This is a genomic window from Gelidibacter mesophilus DSM 14095, from assembly GCF_000423005.1.
GTDB lineage: Bacteria > Bacteroidota > Bacteroidia > Flavobacteriales > Flavobacteriaceae > Gelidibacter > Gelidibacter mesophilus.
Genome location: NZ_AUHD01000008.1, coordinates 246,579 through 269,240, shown reverse-complemented (window position 1 = coordinate 269,240; position 22,662 = coordinate 246,579). Strand labels below are relative to the sequence as shown.

16 protein-coding genes are annotated in these 22,662 nt (G+C 32.4%); all 16 read right to left on the bottom strand.

The features are described from left to right. Positions 1-932, bottom strand: a 932-nt coding sequence (istA, locus tag G525_RS0111490) for an IS21 family transposase (protein WP_035479505.1), incomplete at its 3' end; no start/stop codon positions are given. A gap of 848 nt (positions 933-1,780) precedes the next feature. Beyond that, a complete protein-coding gene (locus G525_RS0111485; protein ID WP_027126307.1) occupies positions 1,781-3,874 on the bottom strand; it encodes a hypothetical protein in 2,094 nt (697 codons plus the stop codon). 154 nt (positions 3,875-4,028) lie between these two features. After that, positions 4,029-6,479, bottom strand: a complete 2,451-nt coding sequence (locus tag G525_RS20800; protein ID WP_051209896.1) for an HD domain-containing protein — start codon at positions 6,477-6,479, stop codon at positions 4,029-4,031. A gap of 194 nt (positions 6,480-6,673) precedes the next feature. Next, on the bottom strand, positions 6,674-7,291 hold the full coding sequence (locus tag G525_RS0111475; protein WP_027126306.1) for a hypothetical protein: 618 nt from the start codon (positions 7,289-7,291) through the stop codon (positions 6,674-6,676). A gap of 3 nt (positions 7,292-7,294) precedes the next feature. Continuing rightward, a complete protein-coding gene (locus tag G525_RS0111470; RefSeq protein WP_027126305.1) occupies positions 7,295-8,446 on the bottom strand; it encodes an AAA family ATPase in 1,152 nt (383 codons plus the stop codon). Between the two features lie 127 nt (positions 8,447-8,573). Continuing rightward, positions 8,574-9,788 carry a GIY-YIG nuclease family protein gene (locus G525_RS0111465; protein WP_027126304.1) on the bottom strand — a complete coding sequence of 405 codons (1,215 nt, stop codon included), beginning with the start codon at positions 9,786-9,788 and terminating at the stop codon, positions 8,574-8,576. Beyond that, a complete protein-coding gene (locus G525_RS0111460; RefSeq protein WP_027126303.1) occupies positions 9,781-11,730 on the bottom strand; it encodes a DEAD/DEAH box helicase in 1,950 nt (649 codons plus the stop codon). The genes G525_RS0111465 and G525_RS0111460 overlap by 8 nt, the downstream gene beginning before the upstream one ends. A gap of 123 nt (positions 11,731-11,853) precedes the next feature. Continuing rightward, positions 11,854-13,482: an RNA-binding domain-containing protein gene (locus G525_RS0111455; RefSeq protein WP_027126302.1), complete on the bottom strand. Its 1,629-nt coding sequence runs from the start codon at positions 13,480-13,482 to the stop codon at positions 11,854-11,856. Next, a complete protein-coding gene (locus G525_RS0111450) occupies positions 13,482-16,193 on the bottom strand; it encodes a class I SAM-dependent DNA methyltransferase (protein WP_027126301.1) in 2,712 nt (903 codons plus the stop codon). The genes G525_RS0111455 and G525_RS0111450 overlap by 1 nt, the downstream gene beginning before the upstream one ends. A 187-nt stretch (positions 16,194-16,380) precedes the next feature. Then, positions 16,381-16,707: a hypothetical protein gene (locus G525_RS0111445; protein ID WP_027126300.1), complete on the bottom strand. Its 327-nt coding sequence runs from the start codon at positions 16,705-16,707 to the stop codon at positions 16,381-16,383. A 94-nt stretch (positions 16,708-16,801) separates the two neighbouring features. Further along, positions 16,802-17,599 (bottom strand): hypothetical protein, encoded by a 798-nt coding sequence (locus G525_RS0111440; protein ID WP_027126299.1) that lies wholly within the window; start codon positions 17,597-17,599, stop codon positions 16,802-16,804. Between the two features lie 147 nt (positions 17,600-17,746). Further along, positions 17,747-18,109, bottom strand: coding sequence for a hypothetical protein (locus G525_RS0111430; protein WP_027126298.1), 363 nt, complete (start codon positions 18,107-18,109; stop codon positions 17,747-17,749). Between the two features lie 748 nt (positions 18,110-18,857). Continuing rightward, the gene (locus tag G525_RS20795; protein WP_051209895.1) at positions 18,858-19,808 is read right to left on the bottom strand and encodes a DUF5712 family protein; all 951 of its coding nucleotides are present in this window, start codon (positions 19,806-19,808) and stop codon (positions 18,858-18,860) included. 5 nt (positions 19,809-19,813) lie between these two features. Beyond that, positions 19,814-20,323 carry a BfmA/BtgA family mobilization protein gene (locus tag G525_RS0111420; RefSeq protein ID WP_027126297.1) on the bottom strand — a complete coding sequence of 170 codons (510 nt, stop codon included), beginning with the start codon at positions 20,321-20,323 and terminating at the stop codon, positions 19,814-19,816. A 232-nt stretch (positions 20,324-20,555) separates the two neighbouring features. Next, the gene (locus G525_RS20790; RefSeq protein ID WP_051209894.1) at positions 20,556-21,419 is read right to left on the bottom strand and encodes a toprim domain-containing protein; all 864 of its coding nucleotides are present in this window, start codon (positions 21,417-21,419) and stop codon (positions 20,556-20,558) included. A 343-nt stretch (positions 21,420-21,762) separates the two neighbouring features. Continuing rightward, complete coding sequence (locus G525_RS20785; protein WP_051209893.1) at positions 21,763-22,653, bottom strand: AAA family ATPase; 891 nt, start codon at positions 22,651-22,653, stop codon at positions 21,763-21,765. Positions 22,654-22,662: the final 9 nt, after the last annotated feature.

The window sequence follows — 22,662 nt, the reverse complement described above, 5'->3', positions numbered from 1 at the left end:
TGGAAGAGCTCCAAGCGGCTGGCCTGCTTTCTCTTGAACAATAGATTGTTATAGGCCGTCAACAGCCTGCGGATCTCCCTGTTGAGCTCGTTGAGGGAGAAGAAGGTCATATTGCGCAAGGGATAATAGATGCGCTGGTAGGCAAGATGGACGGCATTCTCCACAAGGGCCTTGTCCTGCGGGGAATAGCCACGGGTCGGGTTGATCACGCAGTTGTAGTGCCTGGCAAAGTCCTTAAAACTACGGTTGATATCTGCCTCATAGCGACTGGCACGGGTCACGGCCGACTTTAGATTGTCGGAGACGATGGCCTTGGGAACGCCGCCATAAAACTCCAAGGCATGTCCACAGCAGGTAATAAAATCCGCTCTCTTTTGGTTATGGCAGGCCTCCACATAGGTGTACTGGCTGTTGGGGAGGATGGCCACGAAGACTTCCACCGGGATGAGTTCCCCGGTGGACCGATCCACGATCTGCAGCTTCTTGCCCGCGAAGTCGATATACATCTCATTGCCCGGATCATGTTCCAATTTCATGGATCCCCTCACCTTTGCATATTTACGGTTGTAATGCTCCATGAACTGGGTATAGCTATAGGGCTTCTTAGCGGTCTGTAGATATTCCTGATAATGGAACAAAAAGGTAAACCCCGGATGGTTCCGTGCCTTATTGATGCCGTCAAAATACAACATGAGCTCCTCATAGCGGGGATTGGCTATGGTGGTACTGGAAGGGAAGAGTGCCTCAAGGGCAACATTGTCACTGGCCAAAAGCTCTTCTAAGGAACGGGTGCTGGCCTTGAACAGCCGCACATAATTGTTTACCGTGTTGCGGGATATCCCGAGGGTAGCACCTATTTTACGGTTGCTGAACCCATCCAGATGAAGGGAAATGATTTGTTTTAAGTCCATTGGATCAAGTGTGTTGGCCATATCGCATTCTTTTAAGCGATAAGGTAATTAATACTTGATCTTTCAAAGTGGCACAAATCGAACCGTTATGGGTTATTAACACACAGGCAAAAATGGCACAGTTTGAACCGAAATGCCTGGCACTATGAAACCGAAATCACTGGCACAAATCGAACCGAAGTAACCAAAAATGGGAAACAAAATTGGAAAAAGACTGCCAACCTTTGAAAAGAAGTAATGCAGCGAATGCTATCAACAACTAAAAATAATTGGTTCGTTATCAAAACTAGCCTCCCAATTCATTCGCTTCAATTAAAAAAGCCCCATAAACTTAACGTTTATAAGGCTTTACATTCTTAAGATGTGGTCCCACCTGGGCTGTATTAGAAATCATTAAACGCCTGTTGATTAAGATTTTACAATATTATATTGGAATTGGGTATCATAATAGTATCAATAAATGGCATTTCACATTTTGTTCTCTTCATTTATAAAGAAACAATTTAGAAACTTAAAATTTCTCTTTTATTGAGCCAACAGATTTCAACTTCTTCTTTTGGAAATCGCTCTTGCAAATTTAATTCAATCTCTTTTTCTAATTCATTTTCATCATTTACATACGAGCCACTATAGTAAGAATGAATAATTCTATTTGATTTTATTAAAGGTTCTTTTGGGCAATCAATGGGTTTAAAACTTGCAGAACCTTATCGACAATCCAAAGACGAGATCTTAAATGACTATGCATATGATAGTTGTGTGATTAAGCACGGAATTTAGTAAATAAAAACCAAATAGAAAATCTGCAAGGATTTTCGTAAATAGAATAGAAGCAATTAATTATAGGACACGGTGCTATAGCCAGTATTTTATATTTCAGCCACGTATTTATCACATTCTTCAACTATAAAATCAGGAATTAAATTATAATCATTTGGGTCAAGTTGACAAATTAATTCATTCTCGATGTGAAATGTTTCATTGATGAATTTTCTTAATACACTTGGTATTTCTTCAAGATTTTCTTCATATATCAGTCTAAATACATTTAACTTGGTGTAGCTATTTTCAGAACTCAAATATAAATTCTTTAAAAACGGAAAATCACTTAATGAGTTTACCAATAAATCATAGTTGAAAGTGGGAATAAATTCTTTTATTTTCATTATTCCAGAATTAAAGTCTATTTCAGATAATAAATCATTCCCAATTTCCTTTCTATGGTCAGTACATTCTTCTTTTTTTCTTTTATGAAATAAATTAGATAGTACTTGATATTCGTTCCCTAAATCATCTATTATTTCAAAATGACGCCTTAAATAGATTAGTTTTATTACTCCATCCAATTCTGATTCTAAAGCCTTTATACAAATTTGGGCAAAAGAGGATAAGTTATTCTTTTTTATTCTTGTTTCCTGAAGTTGACCGTTTTTATTAGATAAAAAATTTGATTCGGATAAATTGCTAAACTCTTTAAGAACTTTCACGGTATCAATAACTGGGTCAAGGTCGTGAGTTAACATCAGTACTGTTTTATTTAAAAAGCAGTCTTTACTTTTACCTCTAAAAAGCATATGCATTATAGCATATTTTTTACTTTTATCAAAAGAAGAAATTGGGTCGTCGAGAATAATGAGTTCAGGTTTCTTATGTAAGGCTTCGTACATAAAAAGAACAAGCGAAAAAGCATTTTTTTCTCCAAAGCTTAAATACTGTTTTCCTCCATTAATTACGTCAGTTGATTCAATATGTTTTAATAATAATTTGTAATCATTCGAATTACTATTCTCAATTTCAACAGTATATTTATATCCTGCATTCATTAGGAATGAATTGATGCCGTCTCGGTGTTTTTGAATTAGCTTTTTGACAAGATTTTTCTGCTTGTTTATTTCACCTTGTAAAGTCCCAACTTTTTTCAAGACTGTATCAAGTGAAGCGTTTAAGGATGTTATTATCTCGATAGTCTTACCTGCTTTTAATCTATCAAATAAATCAACGTTAATTTTTAATTCTTTTAATTTCTCTTCTGCCTTTTGGTCTTCGCTAAAACTTAAAGGTGATATATTCTTTAGAGATTTTAGCTTTATTAATAAATCGTCAATTTGTTGCTTCACAACAACAATATAATTCATTTCAGAATCTTCTAATCCTGTTTGTTTTTCAGTTATTCCTTTTAATGTTGTATTTGCATTTTCAGAAAAATATTCTCCGAGATTTTGTAATGCTTCAATAATTACATTGAAGTTCTTTATTACATTTTTGTTATAGTATGTTGATACTGACTTTATCGTTTCCTTATTCTCAAGTGTTGAAGATGTACAATAAGGACAGTTATCAGATATTTCAAGAAATTGTTCACCTTTATTCTGCCAATCTAGCCAGCTTACACAATTTTTATTTTGGATTAATTTACTGTATCCTTTGAGTTTTTCAGGTATATGTTCAATTTTATTACCTTCTTTTAAGCCTTTGTAAAGAGCTGAAGATTTTGAAAGACCAGTTTGCGTAGTCGCAAAACTTTTTGATAAATTTTCAAAATCAGATATTATTTTATCAAGCTCTGTGTTTTCTGAAAATACTTTTTTGATTTCGGATAGTAACTGTTCAATTTGAGTTGTATAACTTTTAAATTCAGGTGTTTCAATGAAGATTTCATAGCTATTTGAAATTAATTCATCTTCCTTAAATAGAAATTGATTTAGGTATTCTTCATTAAAAATAAGCACACTTTTGATTTCTTCGCTAGTTTCTACTTCTGGGACAATTTCAATTTCTTGACCTCTAAATTTAAAAGGTGTTAATTCTTTTAAGAGTTCAGGCGATTCTAAACTGTACTTAATAGCTCTAGTAATTGTGCTTTTCCCTGTACCATTAATTCCAAATTTGATATTTAATTTATTGCTGGAAATCTTTATTTTTCCACTTTCAATATTATTGCAATTTTTTATGTTTATTTCCATACTTTAATTTCAAATGGTAAGTTGTTAGGAGAACCGTGATCACATTGGCTATAACGTGTTTGTGTATTAGTTGCGCGTTTTAAGCACTAAAGTTAGTTAAAAATCACAGATAGAAAGTCCTCAGGAACTTTCGTAAATTGGCTAAAACCAGCAATTAACTATAGGACACGTGTTGTTCTTTCGTACTTTTTTCAAGTCTATCAAGAGCTCTCAAGAAAGCTTCATTTTTAGTTCGGCTAACAAAGATTTTATTTAATTGATTCCAATAATTGATACTTACTTTACTTTTCAGTTTTTTACATATTATATAAGCCAATTCTTCTTCAAATTCAAACCATTTTTCACTTTCAATTATTTCAGTTCTTGGAGAGTTCAAATCCAAATCTCTATTTCCACAAATATCAATTATCAAAATAAGTGGAAATGGCCAGGATATTTTTACTTGATTGTTTTTTAGCATATATGGTTCAGTGAATAAAGTAGTAGGAATTTCTATTCCATGTAAGGAAAGTTTTGATTTTGATTGGGTATATAACCTTGTAGAATCATTTTCTCTTATTTCTCCATCATCACCAATTGTAATTGATTTAGATCTTTCTCTTATCGAGTTTTCTGATAGTTCAATTTCTCTTTCTAGTTTAAATATTTCTCCTTCTATGTCGACATCTTTTGAATTCAGTTCTATTTTCTCTTTCGGCTGATTATTACTTTCCAATATTGCGACTGATGCTGTTCCAATTATTCCGATTTTTTCTTTATTAATTTTAATATCAAAAGTTCGAATATTTTCGTTCTCACTCCATGAATAGTCTTGTAATGAGTGAATTGTAATTTCTTTAAAACTTTCTTTATTACGTACTTTACTTTGAGAAGATGTTTCTATTTTAATCTCAAATGGAGGATTTGGAATTACATTTTCAACATTTATTATAAACTTTTCTGGTGTCATTTTTCTCCATGGATTTTTATTTTTTCGGAGAATAAGTTTAGTGGTTGTACCTGGGGTTTCTCTGCTACCACTTTTAATCCAAAATATACTTTCTTGTCCTTCAACTGTTATATTTAGAGCTTCACTTGACTTGTGTGGAGCATAAACTCTCTTTGTATCTACAATTAATGTGTCTGAAATCATAAAACATGATAATATTCCTATACCAAATCTTGAAGTTGGATAAAATTCAGCATTTGATTCTGCTTTCAAATTGTAAAAATCAGTTGATTTATAAAAGGAAGAACCAACTTTAGAATAATAATTATCAATAATGTACTGGTCCATTCCTGTGCCATTATCAATAACCTCTAAAATATCTTCTTCATTCTCTGTATAATATTTAATAAGGATTTGAGGTGTATATGGATTTCCCCATTTTCTTTCTTGAGCTTCTCTTAGTAGACAAGCATCAATAGAATTTTGTAGCAATTCTCTTAATGCAACTTCAGGATTTCCATAAAGTTTTGTACCCATTAAAAGTTCAATTACTTGATTCTTGCTAAGATTAAATTTAGTATCTCGATAAATATATAAAGGCTCATTTCTAATGGAAGTCTTAGTCTTTATTTTTTCTCTGTTGACTTTAAATGGGATTTTGATTATTAACTCTCTATTGTTATTTTTATTGAATGTGTTTATTTCAGAGATGATATTATTACAAACGCTTAACTCATGGTCAATCATATTACAAAACTCATGAATTGATGCTTCAATTGCTGGATGTGTGCATTTGGCACTAAATTGAATTAACTCTGGGTTAATTTCCCAAGATTGAATAGCTCTGTGTTTATTCCATTCAGATATTGATACAGGGTGTCTAACATAGAGATGAGAAAATAAAATTGGAGGCGTTCTTTTAGCGTCAAAATCCAAAATATCTGCTAACCTAAGAATTACAGCAACTAAGGGTAAGTTCGCATATATATCCGTTCCACAAAGAAAATTTTTGTCAAGTTCAAGAACAGATAATGCATCTTCATTATGGCTAAAACATATTTGTGCAAATTCAACAGTTAAATCTGCGTCTCTGAATTTTATCTTATTATTCCAATCATTTTCAATAATTTCTCTGGCTCTATCAGCATGTGTTTGTCTTATATACTCAGTTATAAGGTATGCCTTTATGATTTCTGCCTTTGATTGATCTCCTTGAAGTATGAGTTTAGAAATTATTTCTTGTTGGTCTGGTCTTGCTGAATAAAATCTTTTAAATTGGTTAAATGATTTTTTTTCATTTTCTTCAATAATTGGGTTTGTATCCCATATTTTTTTCCATGTAATAACTTCTTTTTCATTAGGCGACATTCCTATGTCGTGAAAAAAAGCACTGAGTATTAATAACATCAATTCTGGAGAAGAAAGATGTTGAATATTATTTTTGGTTAGTAATCTTTCCATAAGATTTAAAACTCTAAACAAATGGTCACCATCATGTAGTGTAAATTCTCCCATATGTCTAATAATTGTTTTTGTTCTTTGCAAGGCATATGAAACAGCATTGTCTACAAGAGCAATTACTTCGTTGTCTTTTTCTAAGCAATTATTTTTAAGAGTACAGTAAATTTCACTTTTCTGTAACCTTGCAAAAAACTCTTCTTTATAGTCGTCAGTCATTTAAATTTTTTATGTTAAATTTTCATTATAGCAAGTTTTCTATGCATGAATCACAACGTTTAGTATATGAAAAGTAGGCAATCTCGAAGCACCTTACATTCGGTTAAGCACAAAGTTTGATAAAAGCCACAAGCCTTGATTTTATTACTGTTTAGCCTATTTTTTATATACATCTTTGTTAGCCACTGGCTTTGTTAGATATTCTTAAATGCTTGTCTTAATCTATCTTGAATAGTTGAGTCAATTTTTTCTGAAAATTCCGCTTTCTCTACCAATCCTTGTGCTTGATTTATAGAGTCTATTTCTAATTCATTAAGTTTAAAATACTCGTATGTATATTTTCCTTTCTCACTATTTGCAACAATCTTATACTTTATTAGTTTTTTGTCATTTTCAATATGTTGAAAAAAATTTATATGGTCAAAATACGTATCTACATTGGGATGTATAAATCTATAGTTAGCGCTGTCCATATGATTTTGAGCGGAATTATTGATATCAAATACAAAATCAGTTTTACTGCCTTTTATTTTCATATTGCATCTTTTACAAGCAATATTCAGATTAGTCGTTATGAACATTAATTCTCTAAATTCAGCTTTTCCTTTGGGAAGAATATGTTCTATGTCTATAACCATATTAAATTCTCCTTGAAAATTTTTCTTGCAGTAACAACATTGTTCATTTTCAAAATCTCTGTAATATTCTTTTACTTTTGTTTTAAAATTTGCTACAAGTGGGTTATTCCAAATGTCCCCACCTTGCGCAACTGCATTTTCAATGTTTACTATGTCTTCTTCCGCTAATTCCAATTCTTAATTTGATTGATTGTTATTAAAAACTATTTCTCCAGCTAATCCCAAAACAGTTGAGAGCGCTTCATTTTGATTTTCATCATAAACAGTCTCTCGAATGTTTTCTAGTTCAATTGTAAATTCAGATAAAGTAATTTTATTTTCAGCTAATAGATTTAATAATCTAACTAATCTATTAGATAAAAATCTATTTTCTGGCGTAGTAATATCAAAAAAACGATAATAGATTTCTTCAACATTTAATGGTTCTTTAATTTGTAATTCAAATGTAAAATCGAGAGCTTTAAAAACATTTGTATTTTCTGAAAATAATTCGGCACCATTAACTACAATAGGTGAATGGGTAGCTATTATAATTTTAGGTTGATAGAGATAAAAAAGGTCTAATAGCGTTTTAGTATATTCTTTCTGCCAAAGTGGATGTAAACTATTTTCTGGTTCATCTACTAATATAACAGTTTGTTCATCTATTGCTGTTGAAAGGTATATAATTGATGTAATAAGTGATAATTCTCCTGAGCTTGCATCAAGCACCGATATTTCATCATTTCCTTTTCTTAAATAAACTTCAATTCTTGAAAGTACCTTAATCTTTTTTAATAGAGATTCCCATTTAAATAGTTCCGTAAGATTTGATTTGTCATAAGAATTGTAATTTAAATTATCTGTATCAAGCCAAATTATCTCGTCATTCCTTCTTTCTCTTCCAGATGTTTCAATTAAGTAAGTTAATCTCTCCTTTTCAGTATTACTTATATTCAAATCACTATTCCATAAAGCTTGAGGGTTAAAATTTTCCAATTTGAACCCAATTGTAGGTGCAAAACCAACGTAAGAAAGAGCTAATGTTGTATTTCGAAGTCTATTCTTATCTCTTCCAATAACTTCCATAGCTTTTTTTACTGTAGATCTAACTTGCCTCCTTCCTGAACGACCTCGAAGTATATTAAAATTTCTATGACTAAAATTGAATTTATCGTGAATAGAATTAGCTAAAGCAATTACTTTTTTATTCCTTGAAATATAATATTTGGCAAGTTGATTTAATAGAGTACTTTTTCCACTACCATTTTTACCAACTAGGATACTTACGTCCTCCCTGAAATTTTCAATATTTTGTAATTCTTTAGGAATGTTATCAAATCTATTCATAAGGTTTATTTCATCTTGTGGCTAACAATTTAATAGACGCAACTAGCTGTGTCTATTTCTTTTATAGTTCAAACATATTCCTTTTCAATATATTTTCCTACAAATGATGTTTTATAAAACAGCTTAATCATAACTTTTTCATCAAAGTCTCATGAACACTATCATAACTATAATCAACAATCTCCTCAGAGATGATAAGATGGATTACTTTATCAATAATAGACAAAGGCACCACAAACCATTCTCGTGGCGTCATTCGTCTTCCTATGTCGTCATGGATGTCTATATTTAAACATGCCTCTGCAAAAAACCGATGGATGAGGCTCTCAAATTTTTGAGCATTCATGTTATACGTTTTATAAGATGCTTCAATGTGAACATCGGCCATTAAATAGGTAGATTCTTTGGAGGCATTTTTTATGCGTTCAGCAACAGGAACTGTGGAATAGCCTATTTTATACAAATTTTTTATAGACGCTAATTCTTTATGCGTCGATTTGGATTTTAATATGTAAATCCATCCTGTTTCTTGATCTTCTTCTTTTAATGCATTGACATTATCAAATAATTCTTGCTCAATTTCTGTCTCTGTATGTGAAACAATTCTACCATCATTCTCTTGGTGTAAAAGTGCCTTTTCCAAGGAACGGTATAACATATTACTCATAGTGCCATTCTCGAAAATGATACGTGTACGGCCATCTTTACGGAGCCTATTGCCTGAGGGTAGAGAGACATTATCAGTTTCAAACTTTACATCTTCTAAAAATAATAACATACCATTTAGAATGTAATAAGAACCTGCTTTCAAATTCTTATCGGCATTTTCAAAAGAAAATAGCTTTCTACTTCCTTCCCGCAGTTCTTTGTGGACCTTCTTAAACATAATTTCATATGCTTCAAAATCTTTGTCTTTCATGGCTTTACGTTGGGCTACAAAATCAGATTCTGCTCTTTCTGAAGAACTCGGTACGTTCGTCAATTTAAAAATGGATAAAGTCTCATCGGTATCCAATATGCCTAAATCATCATCGTTTAAAATATCCATTACAGATGTCACTTCTACTTTGGTATTTAACAGGTTATGAGTGTCATAAGATTTCAAAATTTCAATTTTTTTAGCATCTTGCCGTAACGCTTTTAACCGTGACAAAAGCTTAAATTCGGTGACGTTTGTGGCTTCTGGCTCTCTGTTATTTTTTTCAAAAAAAACATTAATTTCTTGAAACGATTCAATGAGGCGTTCATCTTCTGTTTTAACGTTAGAGGTTGTGGATTTTGAATCTAAAATTCCTAACTCATCGTCATTAAATATATCTTCTAATGTTATTTTTTTACTCATTGCTTGCTGTAGCTTTTCGCTTTTGTTCTTTTAGAAATATAATCGCTTCAGCTAATCGTCTTTCTTGTGGATCAAAAGATTGAATGCTTGGTTGTTCGTCTGTCTTTGCAATCCAGTTCTTTATTTTAGGCCATAAAATAATGGCTTCTTCTTCGGTCATGGTTATTCTTGTAGCATCAATGGTTTCTTGAATGGCTTTAAACACCGATGCAGTTACCGATTTAGATAAAATTTCAAAGGCTTTTTGAAACGGATTTATAGCATCAATCAAATCGATATTAATATCGTCAATATTGACAAAACTATCTGCCATACGGATAAATCGTTTATCGCCAACGTCTTCAATCGTACTGTTTTTGATCACTGAATCTACGACCACATATTGACGTACTGCCTCTACTTCTTCATCTGATAAGTCTGGGTAGGTTTCCTTAATGATTTTAGGTATCAATACTTTATTGATGACTTCGGGATCGACATTGCCAGGCATGGCTTTAATCATTTGGTCATCTTGCATGATACGCGCTTTCAAATCGTTGATATCACTTTCTATAATATCTTTTGCACGCTGAGAGGTTGGTAATTTAAAACCTCTAATTTTGATATAATCTTCGTCCTCCTCTTCAACGCCATCTTGATCTTCATCCTCCTCTGGATATTTAGGCTTAAACTTAAAATTGGGCGCTAATACTTGCTCCATTAACAACGATGCAGTAATGGCCTTTAGCATATTATTTACCGACAGTTTAACCAAGTCATCTTCAGCATCAGGTTGCGCAATTAAGTTGGTAAACTGTGAGTGTGATTTGTTTTCGCTATCTCGTGTCGCCCTTCCAATAATCTGAATAATCTCTGTCAAAGAGCCCCTATAACCCACCGTTAATGCATGTTCGCAATACGGCCAGTCAAAGCCTTCTTTGGCCATCCCCAAGGCTATAATAATATCTATATCATCTACACTTGAGATGTTGCGCAGGTAGTCTTGTATTTTATCTCTGTCCTTTTGATTGTCGTGAACTAAATCGGCAATTTTTAAAACTTTTCCTGTCGTTTTACTTTTAACATATAAAACACCAGTATCTGGATCTTGATAATCCAATTCGCCAATGCCATCAACAATTCTGTTGACTTCTTCATATTTATCCTTTTCGGATTCCCCAGAATTAACACTTGGAATATGAATAATGGTTTTCTTATTTTCGTCTAAAACCTCATGAATAGCGGACGTATATTTTCCTTGGTAAAAATGATAGCCGATACCTAGTGACTTTAAATAATTATAGCCATTTAATTGTTGGTAATAATCGTATTTCACTTTTGTGAATTTGGCTTCATCCTCAGGTAATAAAATAGGCACGCTATCCCCTCTAAAGAACGATCCTGTCATGGCCACAACATGTGCCGTAGATTTCTCCATGATACCGCTTAAAACCATTCCTAATCTATTATCGCCATCGACCGACACGTGATGAAACTCATCTATGGCCAACAAACAATCGTCTAACTGTTTTTCTTCAATGGCATCAAAAGCAAAACGCAAGGTGGCGTGTGTACAGATTAATATTTTTTCATCACTTTCTAAAAAGTTTATAAATGCGCTTACTTTACTTTTCTCTACGCCAGGTGTACATAAATTATATCTCGGATTAGGTTCCCAGTTTGCAAAAAAACCATACTTCATTAAGTCTGTTTTGGCAAATGAACTCCCAATAGAACGCTCAGGAACGGCTACGATGACTTTTTTAATATCTTGATTTATGAGTTTATCCAACCCAATAAACATTAAGGCACGGGATTTACCAGAAGCTGGTGGTGCTTTTATAAGTATGTATTGTGCCGAGCGTGCTTCAAACGCTTTTTGTTGCATTTCGCGCATTCCATAAGCATTGGTGCTTTTACTTTTTCCTGTTTGTTGGTAAGTAACGTGTACTATATCTGGCATAAATGTCTAAAGTTTAACTAAAATGTCTAAAGTTAATTTCGTTAATCGCTTGCTATAACAGGGATTGACGGATTTAAATGTCTAGAAATGTCTAAATAAATGTCTAAAAAATGTCTAGTTATTTTATTTAGACATTTTCCATATTTTTCCTTTAACCTCGATTATTCCTTTATTTCTAAGGGATTGTAAGTTGTTTTTAATTTTATTTATTTTTTGTGAATCGTCTAATCCTTCAGACAACTTATTCATTAAGACATTCTCTAAATCACTTCGCATTGCGCTCCCAAATCTCTCGAGATAGTCTGTTATAATTTTTTGAATATAATCATTATCCAAACCTTTTAGATTTATGTAGTCTTCCTTTTGATTTGTAGCAGACGCCACTTTAGAGGAGATATGAAAATTAGGTTTTCTTCCTTCTATTAACTTCTTTGCTTTGAGCGTTTTTATTTCTATATCTGTAAGTTCATTATTCTTTACTACTTTATCTAAAAGGATAATCTCTTCTAAAGACAAATCGGGTATTTGCGCCAATTTTCGAGCATAATTTGGATCTAATACCTTTCCTATAATCTTCACTTGCACTTTGTTTTGAGCTAAATTATAGTCTGGTAATGGAAAATACTTGTTACGCTGAATCGTAAACATACGCTTAATGCCACTTCCTATAGTGTCTATCATATTTAAGTTGACCATGGCATCAGTCAAAAACTTATTTCTATAATGAGGTTCTGGTGCGTCTGCTTTAATAACTTTTTCTACACTTTGGGGAATAAAACTTCCAGCATTCGCAAATGTCAAAGATGCGTTCTCATTTTCTACAACCACTATTTTACTACCCAAAGTATAATCTTGATGTGCAATACAGTTATTTAAAGCCTCTCGAATTATATAGGGATCGTATTGATCTACTTCTTCCGGAAACAAAGTACCATCCTTTATATAACGGTACTTTAAATTCCGAATCTTATTATAAATCTTATCTACATTTAACAATAACGGACATGTAAAATGCTCGTAGTCCTTTTCTAGATTATCGCCATCCTTTAATATCCATGTTATTTGCGATGTTGCAGGATTGATGAAATGTTCAGATTCTGGTTTTCCTAATAAAAGAATGGCAGTATTTGTAATTTTACCTTGAATCGTAATTTTAGCTTTATTTAAAAATACGTCGTTTGTCCATTCATCTATTTCATTAACTAAGCTTGGCTTTTTTGATTTGTATTGTATTCTTGCCTGAGCAATAGCCTCTTCTGATAAGTCTGAAATAGAAGCTGATTCAATTGTTTCAGCACTCCAATCTTTAGATATGTTTTGAGCTTTAATTCTATCATATTCATCAGATAATAATGCGCCTAAACTTTCACCATCTCTGCCGTAACAATGACCTTTCCATGATAGTGGCTGTCCTTGGGGTGCAGGTGGAATTTCTAACATTAAAATAGTTTTGCCATCTTTCTCTACTTTATGAACGTTTATAAAAGAAGATCTAGGAGACGTATGTTGTACAATTTCCGTTTTAAATTCATTAAGTTGTTTATCGGTAATGTCGGTACCTACCACTGTTTTATTGTCTTTCACACCAAAAACTAACCATGCTTTACCCTTATCTGCCAAATTAGCCTCATTACTCAAGGCTGAAAAATATTGGCCTAATTTATCTTTGCTATATTGATTTTTAGCCTCCTTGAACTCTACAATTTCATTCTCCGTAGATAAACTTAATAAGCTGTCTAGAATTTTTTCCATTACGCTTTCTTTACTTTAGATTTCTTTTTATCCTTTTCCAACAACGTATTCTTATTCACCATCTTTTCATACTCCTTAAACAAATACTCCAATCGTTCGGTATCACTGGTAAAAGGTTTTAAACGATAACACCGCTCAATAGCCAAATCCAATTGATGGTGCGCCTCTTTTAATCCTTTAGGCATTTTGTCTGGATCATACAATTGTGCCAAGGTTTTACTGGAGTGTTTTTCACGTTCTTCCAAAACTTCAAAAACGTGGAGGTTGATTTGTTCTTTTTGTTTGGAAGTAATTTCTGGAAAGGGAAAAGAGTTATAACAAACACCAGTTGTGTAACGTATTCGATTTTCTAATTTCCCGGCAACTGCTTTAACCCATATGTTATGAATCTTTGAACATAAAACACCAAATACAAATGTTTCAGAATCATAGATTACGTTTGCTGAATTTAGAATTATAACATCCTTATCTATAAAATCAATGGGAATATAATCTCGTGCCTCCGATGAAACAACTGGAATTATTATCTGACCATTCTTTGCTTCTTTATTTTGAATAAACCTATACGGATAATTAACAAAATTTCTTTCTAAAGTGTTTCCGTTAATACGTAATTCGCGAACTAAATTTATTTTATTTTTTAAAACATCAATCTTTTCAGCTTCTTGAACTTCATCTTCTCTTATCCATATACACCATCGTTCAATATTATTTAAAAATTCATTTGAGCCTGTTAATTTCCTTATATATTTAATTGTGTTGGGATTATCTTTGATAAATATTTCTTTTTCGCCATTTGATAAGATAAAATGGCCACCTTCTCTAGGTTGATTCCCACCTTCCATTTTAGGTATTTTTGACAGAACTGTTCCTCTCTTTGAAATGAGTATGGAATTACCTATTATTAAATATGGGTTAATATTATCTCCGAATACTTTTGTATCATTAAAGTACAATATTTTTTTACTGTTATTTGGTTTTGATAGACCAATAATAGATACCGTAACACCAGCATTACCTTTGGCGTTGTTAGTCCATTTAATATCCTTAAATGCGAAAAATATTTCTAATTCGTATGAAAATATCTTTGGCCAAAGCATTTCTATTTGAGTACCTTGACATATAGAATTTGTTGAAACAAAAGCAAATTTAATTAGACTAGAATCAGTATATCTTGATGCATTTAAGAACCATATAGATATATAATCAAGATTCTTGTAATTTTTAAGACCATAAAAGGCAAAATCCATATCTTCTTTATGTTCTTTTTTCTGATTTCTTTGCCCTAAATAAGGAGGATTCCCCAAAATATATACTTCCGCAAGCCCCTTGTCTGAATGTGTTTTTGGGCAAATGGTTTCCCAATCCAACCGCGTGGCATTGCCTTGGGTAATATTGCCAGCTTCCTTTAAAGGTAAAATAGGTTTAGCTTGCCCGAACCCTTGCAACTCATCTACAAACACTTTGTTCATTTGGTGTTCTGCCAACCATAAAGAGAGAATGGCCATTTCATGCGCGAAATCGTCTAACTCAATCCCATAAAACTGGGAGAGTTTTACTTCTGTAAATACAATAGAATGCTGTGTTTCTAAACTATGTAGTTCTTGTAAAATCTGGATTTCCAGCTTGCGTAATTCCTTGTAGGCAATAATTAAAAAGTTACCACTCCCACAGGCGGGATCGAATATCTTAAGTTTTGAAATACGGTAAATGAGTTTGCGTAGTTTTTTTGGTTTGTCTTTAGATTTTTCAAACTCCTTATATAGCTCATTTAAAAACAAAGGCTCTATCACCTTCATAATATTTGGCACAGACGTATAATGCATCCCTAAACCACTCCGATAGGCAGGATTTACAACGGCTTGTATCATGGAACCAAAAATGTCCGGATTGATTTCGCTCCAATCCAGATCGCCACATTCTAAGGTAATTTTACGCGCTTCTTTAGTGAATTTTGGAGAGACAATTGTATCTCTAAACAAGCCACCATTGACATAAGGAAACTCTGTAAAGTGTGATACCTCCTTGGTATTGTCTTCCGCATTTAATACTTTAAAAAGCCTGTCCAAAAACACGTTCACGTCAGATCCGTCTTTCTTAGTGTGCTGGCCCAAAGTGTCCGTGAACATGCCTTCAATAGGTAAAATATCGGTGTCTTCTGCGAAAAAGCAAAATAGTAATCGCGATAGAAAGATGTTTAGATTATGGCCTCCATCATCATAGATATTCGGGTTTTCAGTAACCAGAATATCGTAGAGTTTCGCCATTTGATAGGAGGCTTTTCTATCAGCATAATTCTCATTAGTTTGAGCGTATTTTTCTTGGCCTGCCCAAGGCAAAAAGAATCCGTAATGTTTATGGATTTCGAGAATAGGAGTATCTAAGGATAAACCTGTTCTAATATCTTTTGCTAATAAGGTTTTATAATCCGTTACAATTACAAAACGTGGGTTGTGTTTTAGAGATTCTGGCGTCTTTGTTAGTTCATCAATGGTATGTAATAAGGATCCAGATGTAACTTCCTTAAAAAGCATTTTACTTTTATAAAGCACTTCGCCCTCTACTTTAGAAAGATTAAAATCGCCTTTCTTTAATCGGGTGACGGAAGTTTTTGAAATACCATAGGCTTGTAATAAATCGAATACAAATTCTTCTTTATTAAAATTTTCAACTAAGGCGGTTACGTTTTTCTCTATTTGTGAGGCGTTCATTTATAACTTTCTAATTTCTATAATCAACTTATAAAAATAGTAATTTATATCTATTGCTCTTGCTGATTGTGGTAATAACTGGTTGTTAAAGATAGATGGTATGTTTTTGTACTTAAGAACGGTCGAATATTGGGATAAAGATTTGAATTGTCAAAATAATGGTGTTGCGACTTTAGTTTTTTAAGTATCATTTTTCTTTTAAAGTTAAATCTCTAAATTTTATTAAATTTTGTTTTAAAATATGAAACTTCACCTTTTCATCAGCTAAATTATAGCTTGGATTATTTATCTCTGAAGAAAGAACTTCTGCCTGTTTTATTTTATACCATATAGGTTTAGAACACAGTTCTTCAAGTCCTTTAGTTATTAGTTCTTCGTCAAATCCAGAAACATCTAATTCAAACTCAAAAAAATAATCGTCAAAGACTTTAAATCCTTCCGAATGATAGAAGGTGTTTTTCTTAATTAAATTCTTGAGTAATCCAACAATGATATTATCATTTTTTAAGTACATATTATTATAGTTTTAGAGATTTTATTTAAATAAAGCACAACTGTATGACGATAAACAAGAACGTTCCGCTGAACAATTACTAATAGGTTTTGTTTTATATCGTCTTCCTTTTATTTTCTAATTCTAGCCCTTCTTCAATACTAAGTACTTTAAATACTTGATATGCAAATTCGGAGAATCGTTTTATAAGCTTTTCAAATTTTTTATAATCTAGTTCAATAGAAATGGTGTCTTCAGATATGGAATTTGAATTGAATAGAAAATTAAATATTTCAGTATGATGATCGGATTTATTCACTAACCTCAAGCTTATTAGGGATTCGCTATGAGTTACAGAGTGTCTTACGTTGGACAAAATCGTCCACAATTCTTTGAATTTAATATTTAAATTGTTTTCTGATGAGAAATCTTTAAATGATTCTCCACCTACTTTTTTGAGCACCTTAAAAAGATTGTCCCCACCTGGCATTCTTTCTCTTGTTATTGAATCTTTTTGAGTTTTTGGAAGTAAGCTAATTACGTATTTTCTAATCGTATCGTCTCGACCGATTTTGTCAAAGAGACAATCTTTCAAATACCTTTCAAATGACTCAAAAGATTGAGCATAAAGCAGGCAAAGTTGTCGTGATAATATTTTTCTGATTTCCGATTCGTAATTACTTTTTGTCGTTTCTATATAAACTCCTGGTTGAAAATTTATTTCCCAACCATTATCTGTTGGATCAGTCCAATCGCTGATAATTAGAGCTGAAGCGAAATGTATGTCAACTTGCTCTGAAGTGCAATCTTCTATGTCTTTTTGAAACACTTTATTAGTTCGTCCGCTCATATGCCGGTAATAAAGAAATTTTTCAAAAAATTGATCAAGGTATTTTCTATATGTATTTGTCATTTTATCAGATTGCATGCAACAATTAGATAGAAGTAACTAGCTCCGTCTATTTCTCCTAACCAATAAACATATTCCTTTTTAATATATTTTCCTACAGTTTTAAAGACTCCCCCTGTTGATTCAAATAAAAGAACTCTATCACTATTGTTAAAAAACATCCTTACCTAGCCCAATAGCAATGATTTGACCTAAACTGAAACTCATATTCCTACAACCAAGACATAATTTAGGAGGATTTTTGATTTGCCTATTTAAGTCATCTCTACTCTCTACGTCTATATCAAAAGGCTTAGCACAACTATCGCATTCATCTATAGTGTAAACTGGATGGTAGTACTTTGATTTCAATTCTTTGTAGGCATTCGTTCCCTTATAACGATCAATAAATTCTTCTTCTGAAAGTATAAAGCCTTCAATCCCATTAACTCTCCTGACTGCAAAATATTCTCTAGCTAATTCTTTTGCCTCAAGGCTTAACTCTTCATAAAAAATTACTTCTTTTTGTTTCATAATTTGGATATAAAAAAAGCGTGGAACTGAACTTGTCGGTATCAGAGGTATCGCCAGACACCCACCCACCAAACAAGAACAGCCCACGCAGAAACGTGGGCGTCTTGCTTTGATATTGGCGGGTATAAAACTGGCGATTTTCTGATACCAAATCAAAAGCTAAACGCTTTATATGTTATTATTTATTTACTTATATTCTCTATTTTAAGTTTCTCTAGTAAGTACAAATTTAAGGATTTAAATCTTTAAATATGGATGTTTTACTCGTTTCAGAAAACTTGATCCTGATTATTTTTATATATTTATATAAACCTATTTTTATATAAAAACAGCTTTATACATTTGTATAAAACAATATCCAACTCGCAATCAATACACTAAAAACAGGTATCATGTCTATTTTTATCTTTCTTGTTTTCTTATCTCTCGATGAATGCAATACTCGTTATGCGTGAAGAGAAGAAAGAATGACATCTCTACTTATTTTTTGCAATGAAATAAAAAAAAACAATGTATCATCCCGTATTATAACACGCTATCCATTTTCAACAATGCTGTGTTTAACTGTGATTCTAACGTTTTGTTTCTGGAATTACCTGTTTAAGCATTGTTCTATCCGAAAATATAGTTTTGTGTTTTTACACAATACTATAATTGTATAAATGTATTTTTATATAAGCAGGTTTAATAGCTGATGCAACGAATGTCTATTTCCACCTGCCAAAACCTTATGGCTTTCGGCTAAAATCTACCAAGATCTGCCCCTTTTTCTTCTATTGCTTCGTAAGCTTTCTTCTTCATTGGTAATTTCTAGATTCTGTTTTAATGAATCTAGGGTTCTTTTTATAGACTGCAATTGAAATTGGCCTTCATTGGTTAAAGCTATTGAATAGATTGATTGATCTTTTTGGACTCGACCACCTTTCAGCATATGATCAATAAGGTCAGAATCGAAATCTTGCTCTTTTAATAAATTGAAAAAGCTCAGGTGTTGTTCACTTTGCTTTTGATTATATAAGAGTTTGCTTTCAATCAAAAGCTTTAACTCATCTGGCTTAGCTATTTTGTACTGTTTTTTATAATCAAAATGTTCCTCTTTTTTTCGTAGATAAAGAAATTTTCTATCGAATGCCATTTCTGCATTCTTATAAAAATCTATTCGTACGAAACCGCCTTTCACCGCTCCTGATTTTGTATTACGATGGTTAGTTTGCGGAGATATTTTTAATCTACCATCTAATGTTTTGCGGGAAACTAGAATATGAACATGCAGGTTCTCATCGTTAGCACTCTTTATGCGCTCATGATGTATTTTTGCGAAGTACATTAAATCTTCTGCGTTAAGTCCTTTATTAAAATTCTCTGCATATTGTTGCATTAATTCCTTACGAACATAATCTTTAATCTTTTCTGACTTATTTTCTTCTTTTAAGCCTAAGTGTTTCTGTTCTTCTTTTGAAGGACTGAAGGTAATCATGAAAAATTTAGAATCGTTTTTACATAATTTCTTCTTGTTATTATCTATTTCCGAAATGATAGTATTACCACTAACTTCACCTGAATGATTGAAAAATGGTTCTGCCTTAAGTCCTTGTTTGATCCTCTCTAAATCTTCATGCTCTAAATAACTAACCAAAGAAGAACAGCTTCCTTGATTAGAATATTTCCCATCTCCACCACCTTGAATTTTTAAATGCATAGTGTCTAAATTGAAAATCTTCTTTTATTTTTTATTGCAGTCACATCTGCCTGAATGGCTTCTTGAAACTCTTTCGAATTTTTTTCTATTCTATTAAGCTTATCTAGAATTTTTTTTATCTCTGATGTATTTGTCTCTGTTATAAGATCTGCAATATTATCATCATCTATTGAGTCAGAGAATTTATTCAAATCTGACTTTATTACAAGATTTTTGATATCAGATTTTAAGGATCTTTCTGTAGCTACAATGGCCTCTAATGCAGGACGTAAATACTCTTTTTCCTGAGTTTTTATAAATGCAAAAAACTGGTTAATCCTTTTATTCATCTTCTCCAATTCAGTCTTTGGGACGTTATGCACTTTCGGATTAACACCATTGACTTCTAAGTAGTTCAATATAATTGAGACAAATTCCTTCTTGGCAATAGAATGTACATGACACCACGCCGTTAACCTTTGATTATCAGAAATTGATAAAGAGATCGTTGTTGTATTTTGAGGTTTACTTTTCATAATTATTTTTTAGTTAATATATGTCAGCACGCATATTAATCGCTGACAATCAGAACATTAAATCATTTCATTCAAAAAAAATATATTTTAAATATATTTATAGCAATTCTCATGAATTGCAAACCCTTTATTTTAAAGGGTTTAGGCTTCGCAGAACAAGATGAACAGGGCTCTGCCCCGTTCCGTCTTGCTAATTTCTACCATGCTAGTTCCTATCATGCTAGCTCTTACCTCAATCGCTCGGCTTTACTTTCGATTTCGTTATTTTATAATTTATTAAAAACTCATTCAAGTCATTATAATCTGAGTAGTGTACGCTACAATCTATCACTCTTCCTTCTGCATTTTCTTGTACAAAGTTTAAAGCTCTCCTTGCGGAATCATCATTGTCAAAAAGCACTTTTAAGATGGTGTAATTTTTCAATAATTTTTTTGTGTGTTTTACCAGAGAAGTGCTATTTAAAATAATAAAATCCTCTTCTGGTATCCTGTTTTTGAGTGAGAGATATGCCATGAAGTCAGACCACGATTCAAAAAGGGAAGCCGTTTTCGAGTTATTTAAAATAGATGTTATAGACTTTTTACCAAGACAACCTTGATAGCCTTCATTTCTAATTTCAAATCCCCCCAGATCATTTCTAAATCCAATTCCGTACGCCGTTTTTCTGTTACTGAAAGTGTAATGTACTTGGCTACAAAATTGTTTAACAAAATCATGATTGAGCTTTCTCTTATCGAGATATCGTAGCAAGTTGCTGTTCTCTATTTCTGTCACTTTATCAATTGAATAGTTTTTTTCTTTCATTGCAATTTTTGGTGGCTGGTGAAATAAAAAAATATCATTAGAAAGAATTTTAAGCGCTTCCTCTATTGAACAATTATTTAAATACATGACCAGATCGATAATTGTTCCACCTTTCTCTGCACCAAAGTCCATCCATAGATTTTTTATCCGGTCAACTTTTAGTGATGCCGTTGTTTCGTTTCTCAATGGAGAAAAGTACATTGAGTAATTCCCATAATTTTTGTCAGGTTTCTGACCATGCCTTTTCAGATAGGAATCGATGTCTATATTTTTTGCTTCTTTACAGTTCATTTAATAGTTTTTTAGATGTGTATTTGGCTTCTTAAGTAAACCTAACCTTGAAAGATTAAAAACTCGTAAAATATTTAGAATTTACGAGGTAAACCCTATAAATAAGGCTTCTTTTACGAGGTAATTACGAGGCATATTCAGACAATAAAGTTTAAAAATCAATATGTTACAGCGAAATTTTAACATTCTCGTAATCGTAACGCTGGTGTGCATCACCTCGTAATTTACGAGGTGGGTATGCACTAAAATAATTACGATTACGAGTTTGTTAAAAAACACCTCTTAAATAACTGATAACCAATCTATCAAAGTGTTAAATAGGCTCGTAATTACCTCGTAATTATTAGTTTTCTTTTTTTAGGATATTACGTACTGTGCCTTCGGATATTCCAAGTTTCTCGCCTATCTTAACATTAGACAAGCCCTCTTCTTTCAGAGCTAAAATGTCATCTAATTTAGAGGCACTTTTATCCTGGACTTTAAAAAGATGATCAGCCTCAATGCCGATTCCCATTTTTTCAAATTTCAAAAACTTGTCATCTTTAACAATTCTGCATTCAATCACATTTTCGGAATCATAAATGATGCGTCTATTTCTGTTTTTCAATTCTTTTATATAGACTATATCTGTGCCTTGTACAGAGTCACAGATGGAGAAGCACTGGTCACAAAAATTACTTAATGCCTTTGAACCTGCAAGGTGATCTAAGTTAATAGGGGCTGATATATCTTGACTTTTTGGTCTATGGGCAAGTATTAAAATGGCCACTTTTAATGACCTACTTATTTTGAGTAGTCCTTTTGAAAACTCTAAAGCATCTTTAGATTTCTCATTATTTGCTGATATAAAGGAAATATTATCAATACATATAGCCGTTGGCTTATGTTTAACCACATCTGCTTCAATTTGGTCCAATATCCCATTTTCAATAGAAACGCTGTGGATATCTATAGTACTATAATCTATTTCTGCTCTTAAAAAACTATCAGAAAAACTGTAAGGTTCGTCATTGTCGTTGGTATATCTAGTCACTAAAGAACGGCTGGACAATTCAAAATCAAAATATAAAACTTTTGACTTAGTTGTGGCCAGACCTAGAACTGGATGACCTTTTGAAATGGCATCAAAAATTTGATAACTATTGATGGATTTGCCTTTGCCAGTATTTGCAAAAGCGATTGCGACTTCATATTCATGCCAGATTGACCCAAAGAGAGGTCTCGATTTTGGCAAGGTTAATCC